6 protein-coding genes and 2 rRNA genes are annotated in these 7,908 nt (G+C 50.2%); all 8 read right to left on the reverse strand.

Annotated elements, in window-relative coordinates:
* Positions 1-61: 61 nt before the first annotated feature.
* Positions 62-1,342 (reverse strand): serine--tRNA ligase, encoded by a 1,281-nt coding sequence (gene serS / locus I8J30_RS31965; RefSeq protein WP_210664391.1) that lies wholly within the window; start codon positions 1,340-1,342, stop codon positions 62-64.
* A 121-nt stretch (positions 1,343-1,463) separates the two neighbouring features.
* Entirely contained in the window at positions 1,464-2,051 is a 588-nt protein-coding gene (gene pdxT, locus I8J30_RS31970) for a pyridoxal 5'-phosphate synthase glutaminase subunit PdxT (protein WP_210664392.1), read from the reverse strand.
* Positions 2,052-2,074: 23 nt separating this feature from the next.
* Complete coding sequence (pdxS, locus tag I8J30_RS31975; protein WP_091225284.1) at positions 2,075-2,956, reverse strand: pyridoxal 5'-phosphate synthase lyase subunit PdxS; 882 nt, start codon at positions 2,954-2,956, stop codon at positions 2,075-2,077.
* Between the two features lie 148 nt (positions 2,957-3,104).
* Complete coding sequence (locus I8J30_RS31980; RefSeq protein WP_240548535.1) at positions 3,105-4,388, reverse strand: D-alanyl-D-alanine carboxypeptidase family protein; 1,284 nt, start codon at positions 4,386-4,388, stop codon at positions 3,105-3,107.
* A 161-nt stretch (positions 4,389-4,549) separates the two neighbouring features.
* Positions 4,550-6,007 carry an IMP dehydrogenase gene (gene guaB / locus I8J30_RS31985; RefSeq protein ID WP_210664394.1) on the reverse strand — a complete coding sequence of 486 codons (1,458 nt, stop codon included), beginning with the start codon at positions 6,005-6,007 and terminating at the stop codon, positions 4,550-4,552.
* A gap of 145 nt (positions 6,008-6,152) precedes the next feature.
* Positions 6,153-7,247: a putative glycoside hydrolase gene (locus tag I8J30_RS31990; RefSeq protein WP_210664395.1), complete on the reverse strand. Its 1,095-nt coding sequence runs from the start codon at positions 7,245-7,247 to the stop codon at positions 6,153-6,155.
* A 330-nt stretch (positions 7,248-7,577) separates the two neighbouring features.
* Positions 7,578-7,694, reverse strand: a 5S ribosomal RNA gene (gene rrf / locus I8J30_RS31995).
* A gap of 121 nt (positions 7,695-7,815) precedes the next feature.
* Positions 7,816-7,908 (reverse strand): 23S ribosomal RNA (locus I8J30_RS32000); the annotation flags it as partial.

Consider the following 7,908-nt stretch of genomic DNA (forward strand, 5'->3'; position numbering starts at 1 on the left):
AGACGAATTCGGTTAAGCAACTCCAAATTACGCCTGTGGTCCAATCCATTTCATGCTTGTATTAACGCGGCGCGATAACCTCTAGTCCGCCCATGTAAGGACGAAGCACTTCCGGAACAACTACCGTACCGTCAGCTTGCTGGAAATTCTCCAGAATCGCTGCAACCGTGCGACCGACCGCAAGGCCTGAGCCATTCAGCGTGTGCACGAATTCCGGCTTGCTCTTCACTTCCGGACGGTAACGAATGTTCGCACGGCGCGCTTGGAAGTCCTCGAAGTTGGAGCAGGAGGAAATCTCACGGTACGTGCCGCCGCTTGGGATCCATACTTCAAGATCGTACGTCTTCGCCGATGTAAAGCCCATATCGCCCGTGCAGAGCGTCAGCACGCGGTAAGGCAGGCCAAGCAGCTGCAACACTTTCTCAGCGTTTGCAGTGAGCTTCTCGAGCTCTGCATAGGAATCCTCAGGCTTAACCAGCTTCACCAGCTCAATCTTGTTGAACTGATGCTGGCGGATAAGGCCGCGCGTATCACGACCGGCAGAACCGGCTTCCGAACGGAAACATGCGCTGTAGGCCACGAAATTCTTCGGCAAGTCTTCTGCAGACAGGATTTCCTCGCGATGAATGTTCGTCACCGGTACTTCTGCTGTTGGGATCAGGTAATACTCCGTGTCCGCAATCTTGAAGAGGTCCTCTTCGAATTTCGGCAGCTGGCCGGTTCCGATCAAGCTGTCGCGATTAACGATATAAGGCGGCAGCACTTCTTCGTAGCCATGCTCATCGCTATGTAGGTCCATCATAAAGTTAATCAGTGCTCGCTCCAGACGAGCGCCTAGACCGCGGTAGAATACGAAACGCGAACCGGTTACTTTCGCAGCGCGTTCAAAGTCCAGAATTCCCAGATCTTGTGCCACTTCAAAATGAGCCTTCGGTTCAAAAGCAAACGCGGGCACTTCCCCATGACGGCGGATTTCCACGTTGTCCTCTTCCGATGCCCCCACCGGTACCGACTCATTCGGTACGTTCGGAATCGCCAGCATAAGCTCCGCAATTTCAGCTTCTGCTGCACGGATCTCTTCATCCAGTACCTTAATGCGGTCGCCAACCTCGCGCATCTCCAGGATGAGTGCTTCTGCGTCTCCGCCGTTCTTCTTCAGCTTCGCAACCTCTTGCGAAACGGTGTTACGACGGTTCTTCAGCTGCTCCGTCTCCTGCAGCATATCGCGCCATTTGCCATCCAGCGCAGGGAAACCTGCGATCAAATCAAGCGATTTGCCGCGATTCTTCAAGGCTTGCTCTACTTTAGCGAAATCATTACGCATCAATTTAACATCTAACACGAAAGGTAACCCCTCTCTTTATCATTTTCATTTATTGCCTCTTGGCGGGTCATTCATACGGATAGACTCGCCAAGAGAGCCCAAACGGCAAAAAGACTGCGCATTCGCAGTCTTTCTCCTTTTATTCTTTGGCCGCAGCGGCAGCTTCCTTCGCCATATCGAGGAAATACGCATGCAGACGATAATCGTCTGTCAGCTCCGGATGATAGGACGAGGCCAGCAAGTGCCCTTGACGAGCCGTTACAATTTCACCGTTATACGTCGACAGCACGTCCACGCTCGGCGATACTTCCTTGATAAGCGGCGCACGAATAAATACCGCGCGCACCGGCTCATCGATCCCTTTAATGGGCAAGTCCGTCTCGAAGCTTTCGCGTTGACGGCCGAATGCGTTGCGAGCGACGGTCATGTCCATCAGCTGCAAATGCGCGTCCTCTTGGCCTTCAATACGGCTTGCAAGTACGATGAGACCTGCACAGGTACCGAAGATCGGCTTGCCTTGCTCGGAGAATTGACGAATCGCATCGATAAAGCCGTACTGACGCATCAGCTTACCGATCGTAGTGCTTTCTCCACCGGGAATGATGAGACCGTCCAGCTCTTCCAGCTGTTCCGTCCGCTTTACAGCGATGCCTTCACCACCCGCGGCTTCAATGCTTCGTATATGTTCCGCAACGGCGCCTTGAAGCGCCAGTACACCAATCTTCATCGGTTCATGCCTTCTTTCCGATATTACCAGCCGCGATCCTGCATACGCTCGGAAGCGTTCAGCTTCGAAATTTCAATACCTTTCATAGGAGCGCCAAGGTTCTTGGACACTTCTGCGATCAGCTTGTAGTCTGTGTAGTGTGTTGTAGCTTCAACGATTGCGCGAGCGAATCTCTCCGGGTTATCGGATTTGAAGATACCCGATCCCACGAATACGCCGTCTGCGCCAAGGTGCATCATAAGCGCTGCATCAGAAGGAGTTGCTACGCCGCCTGCCGCGAAGTTAACGACCGGCAGTTTACCTGATTGGTGAACTTCCAGAAGCAAGTCATAGTTTACGCCAAGGTTCTTAGCTTCTGCGTACAGCTCGTCCTTAGACAGGTTTTGAACTTTACGGATTTGACCTGTGATCAAACGGATATGACGAACCGCTTCAACGATGTTTCCTGTTCCCGGCTCGCCTTTTGTACGCATCATTGCCGCGCCTTCTTGAATACGGCGAAGCGCCTCTCCAAGATCTTTCGCGCCGCACACGAATGGTACAGTGAACTCGCGTTTGTCGATATGGAATACTTCATCTGCCGGCGTGAGCACTTCGCTCTCATCGATATAGTCCGCACCCAGTGCTTCCAATACGCGAGCTTCTACATAATGCCCGATACGCGCTTTCGCCATTACCGGGATCGAAACAACCTTCATTACTTCTTCAAGTATTGTCGGATCTCCCATGCGGGCAACGCCGCCTGCAGCACGAATATCAGAAGGTACACGCTCAAGGGCCATAACTGCCGTTGCGCCTGCCGCTTCAGCAATCTTTGCTTGCTCAGCATTCGCAACGTCCATAATGACGCCGCCTTTTTGCATTTCAGCCATACCGCGTTTTACGCGTGAAGTTCCTGTTTCCATGTTCGTGAATCCTCCCAAAAAAGTTTTTGCACTGTCATCCGTGAATGTGAATCGTTCCGGACTAGCTAGCTCTAACCAATAATTTTACATGATAGAAGAAAAATCGACAACCATCAATTCAAAGTAAACGGGTTGCCTATCCATTTATCTAGAACAAATCAACGATCCCTTTAAACAAACCGGAGATGAAACCGCCAAGTGCGCGGAACATCAGACGCCACCAGCTGGCTTTCTTCACTTCCTCGGAAGTAATCAGCTTCACTGTTTTCTCGATGGACTTGCCTGTATCCGGGTCTTTGTACGAGTACGTTGCCGTGCCTACTTCTTGACCGTTCGCAATCGGAGCAACAAGCTCGTCTTCCGATTTCAACGTTACATTCTTAAGCTCAATGCTCGGCGTTGCATTCTTTTTCACGAGGAAGGTCACGTCAGACGCCGTCATGATCGGCACTTCCTTCGATTTACCCTTCTTTATTTTGACCGTCTTTGCCGTTTCTACAACTGTCTTCGGCGCAACAATCGTCTTTTTCTCAAAATTATTGAATCCATAGTCGAACAATTTCGCCGTTTGAACGAAACGAGCGGACTTAGAAGCCGTATTCATGACAACCGAAATCAGACGCAAGTCGCCGCGCTTCGCAGTTCCCGTGAAGCAGTACCCCGCGGCTCCGATATAACCGGTTTTCATGCCGTCTACACCCTGATAAGCAAATTGCTTGAATGATTGCACATTTTTGTTGGTTTCCAGCATCCAGTTCAGGTTAATCATCTCTGTTTTGTCGCGCGGGCGGAATTTGTAGCTTGGCGTGCTAGCAAACTCTAGGAACTCGGGATGTTTCTTCACCAGAATGCTTGCGAATTTAGCCAAATCATTGGCAGAAATAACAGTCGTTTCAGCAAGACCGGTCGCACTTGTAAAATTGGCCGTTTTCAGCCCAAGCGCCTTCGCAGTCTCGTTCATTTTCACAACAAAAGCTTGCTCTGTGCCGGAAATGTGGTCGGCAAGCGCAATTGTAGCGTCATTGGCGGACTGAACAGCCATCGCCATATATAAATCTTTGACCGAATGTACATCCCCTTCAGCCAAGTAGATTGCGGAACCATCAGGAGGGATGTCAGCAGCTTCTTTCGAAGTCGTTACCATGTCAGTCAGCTTCAAGCGGCCTGCAGTAATCTCTTCCAGCACGAGATACTCCGTCATCAGCTTCGTCATGCTTGCCGGTGGATAAGCGGTGTCCGCATCGACGGCATAGAGAACTTGTCCGGTATCTGCATCTATGAGGACAGCTGAACGAGCTTCAATTCCAAGCGGATTCGGTGTAACTTCTGCGGCATAAGTAGTGTGGGAACCTAAATTAACAGTAAGCATCGTGGCAATTACAGTCGCGCAAATGGTCGGTACAAAGCGTACCCAGCCCTTTTTCGGTTTCAACGTCTTCTCTCCTCTTCTATCATGCATTCTCTCTAGTATTGTAACACAAAGAGTGCTGTTTCTAAAAAAGAAAGACAGGAAAACGGTGATTCCCACCATCTTCCTGCCAGGCAGTTCTACTTTATGATGCTAGATAACTATAAGCGCCGCAGCAGCCTCGATTACAACGAGTAGTTTGGTGCTTCTTTCGTGATTTGAACATCATGCGGATGGCTTTCACGCAAGCCGGCGTTCGTAATCCGCACAAATTGCGTGTCATTCTTCAGCGCTTCGATATTTGCAGCGCCGCAGTAGCCCATACCGGAACGAAGTCCGCCGATAAGCTGATGAACCGTATCTGCCAATGGTCCTTTATAAGCAACGCGACCTTCAATCCCTTCCGGAACGAGCTTGTTCTCGTTCTCTTGGAAGTAACGGTCCTTGCTGCCTTCCTTCATAGCGCCGATCGAGCCCATACCGCGGTATACTTTGAAGCGACGACCTTGATAGATTTCCGATTCGCCCGGGCTTTCTTCTGTACCGGCAAACAAGCTGCCGATCATAATCGCGCTGGCGCCGGAAGCAATTGCTTTCGTGACATCACCGGAATACTTAATGCCGCCGTCTGCAATGATCGGTACATTATATTCGCGTGCAACCGATGCGCAATCGTAGATTGCCGTAATTTGAGGAACACCGATACCTGCAATGATTCGAGTTGTACAAATCGAACCAGGTCCCATACCTACTTTAATAACGGAAGCGCCGGCTTCAATAAGTTCGCGCGTGCCTTCGCCTGTTGCCACGTTGCCGGCCACAATTGTGAGGTCCTCGTATTTGCTGCGAAGCAAACGCACCATCTCGATAACGTTCTTCTGATGCCCGTGAGCCGTATCGATGACAAGCACGTCAACGCCGGCGTTCACGAGTGCTTCCGCACGTTCCGGAGTATCCTTTGCAATACCGACAGCAGCGCCGCAGAGAAGACGTCCTTGACGGTCTTTAGCTGAATGCGGGAATTGAATGGCTTTCTCGATATCTTTAATCGTAATAAGTCCTTTAAGTGTGTTGGTTTCATCCACCAAAGGAAGCTTCTCGATTTTATGCTTCTGCAGCAGAATCTCAGCTTGCTGAAGCGTCGTGCCGACAGGAGCCGTAACCAGGTTTTCTTTAGTCATGACTTCGCTGATTTTGATGGAGTAATCATGAATGAAACGCAGATCGCGGTTCGTAATGATCCCGACCAGCTTCTTATTCTGATCAACAACAGGCACACCGGAAATCCGGTATTTGCCCATCAGTTCCTCTGCATCGTATACATGGTGATCGGCCGTAAGCGAGAAAGGATTCGTAATAACGCCGCTCTCCGAGCGTTTAACACGATCTACTTCTTCAGCTTGTTGTGCAATAGACATGTTTTTATGAATAATACCGATGCCGCCCTCGCGCGCCATAGAAATCGCAAGCTTTGCCTCTGTTACCGTGTCCATTCCCGCACTCATCAGCGGAATGTTCAGCTTCACATTGGGGCTAAGTGATACAGATACATCGACTTCCCTCGGCAATACTTCCGATTTACGAGGCACTAACAGCACGTCATCGAAGGTTAATCCTTCTTTGGCGAATTTATTTTCCCACACAGACTTGTTCCTCCTCTTGCAATTTACGTTCCCAAAACGAACCCGTAAAAACCGCGTTTTTGAATAGGCTCGCGTATATTATTGCAATATTAGCAGAGGGGTAGGGGGCTGTCAAGGCAAAGGGACTAGGGGGAATTTGTCCATATTACGAACGATAATCATACTTGCAATTGGAGCTCCAGAGCAGAAATTCTCGGATCCCTTGCTCACGTGCGGCTTGAATTTGCTTATTCACTTGTGCGGCCCCATATTGCTGATGCGGATGAACCCATCTCGCCGTAAAACTTTGCAGCCAGGGTCTAATCGTTGCCGTAGTCTGGCTGCCGCTGCTTTGAATAATGGCATTCCGCCGCTTCGCATCCAACATCGCCTGGCTGATAATCGGATATGGATTAAGATCCGGCTGTTTCACTCCGTACATGCCCGTCGAATAATGCGAGGGATAGGTCATGGGTGAAATCACATCCACTGCACTCGTAACCGCCCTCCACGACTGTCCGATTCCCATATCATTCGTTGAAGAGGTCACTAATCCAAATACATCAGCGGATATTCTGGCACCGGATTGATGCACGCTCGATCTTGCCTGACGAAGGAAATAAGAAATCACTTCCGACTTCGTTCTCCCACCGCGATCGCCATACTTTACTTCGCGATCCACCTTGGCTCCGTTATCGGGAAAGCGCACATAATCGAATTGGATCTCATCAAAACCCTTGGTTGCAGCTTCCCTTGCAATCGCAGTGTTATATTGGCGTACTTGTTGCTGAAAAGGATTGAGCCACGCCTTTCCCTGCGCGTCCCTCCACACGCCTCCGCCTTGCTTCTGCAATGCCATGTTCGGATTCATCTTCGCATAAAGCGGATCTTTGAAGGTTACAATCCTGCCAATGACATAGATGTGCTTGGCTTTGAGCTTTGCGATTAATCCCTCAACATCCGATATGGCCACATGACGGTCTGCTCCGATGGCATGCACTGCCGGCAGCGCGGAGTCGTAAGTCAACTGACCGTAATCGTTCTTCACATCAATCACCATGGCATTAAGGTCCGTCCTGTCTAACAGATCAATAAGAGCGTTCATCCGTTTCTTACTGCCGGCCACCCAGCCGGATACGTAAATGCCGCGAACCGGCTGCTCCGGCTTACGGATTTTACGGGAGGCGGCAGCAATGGAATGCTTGGAATGCTTACTGTTCGCAGCAGCTGTACTTGTTAAGGTCCTCGTTGTTGGTTTCATTCCAGGGGCTACTCTGCTTTTATGTTTTACAGTTAGTTGTTGGAGATCGGTGTTGGTTTGACTTTGTTGCTTTAATGGAGGAAGGCTGAATTGATCTTGTCGATCAGCCGAATTGCACCCCGCACAGACGATCATTCCGGATAAAATCATCGTCATGCTCATTATCTTCATACCGTCCTTCACCATCATCAGCTAGCACCCCCAGTACGTTGAATGACTACGTTACCAGTAGTATGTGCCCGCCATTCCATTCCATTGTGTAGGAGATATATCCAGCATTGGTAAAAACACTACAAAAAACCGACCGTATAAATACGGTCGGTTCATCGTGCTTGGCAACGTCCTACTCTCCCAGGACCCTGCGGTCCAAGTACCATCGGCGCTGGAGGGCTTAACGGTCGTGTTCGGGATGGGTACGCGTGGTTCCCCTCCGCCATCGCCACCAAACGGTGATCGCGTTAGCGATACGATACACAAGGCTTACGCCCTGAAAACTGGATACGAACCTTTGCGAAGGTTTTGTTTTAGCTGATTTTGTCCGAAGTTGAACATCCGAGCTGAATGTTCGTAGGATAAGCCCTCGACCGATTAGTATTCGTCAGCTGCATGCATTGCTGCACTTCCACCTCGAACCTATCAACCTGATCGTCTTTCAGGGGTC

It is taken from the genome of Paenibacillus lignilyticus (genome assembly GCF_017942085.1).
Lineage (GTDB): Bacteria > Bacillota > Bacilli > Paenibacillales > Paenibacillaceae > Paenibacillus_Z > Paenibacillus_Z lignilyticus.

Bases quoted from the DNA above. Each gene is read 5' to 3' on its own strand.
- pdxS (WP_091225284.1), bottom strand. From the start codon at position 2,956: ATGGAAACAGGAACTTCACGCGTAAAACGCGGTATGGCTGAAATGCAA.
- pdxT (WP_210664392.1), bottom strand. From the start codon at position 2,051: ATGAAGATTGGTGTACTGGCGCTTCAAGGCGCCGTTGCGGAACATATA.
- I8J30_RS31990 (WP_210664395.1), bottom strand. From the start codon at position 7,247: ATGAAACCAACAACGAGGACCTTAACAAGTACAGCTGCTGCGAACAGT.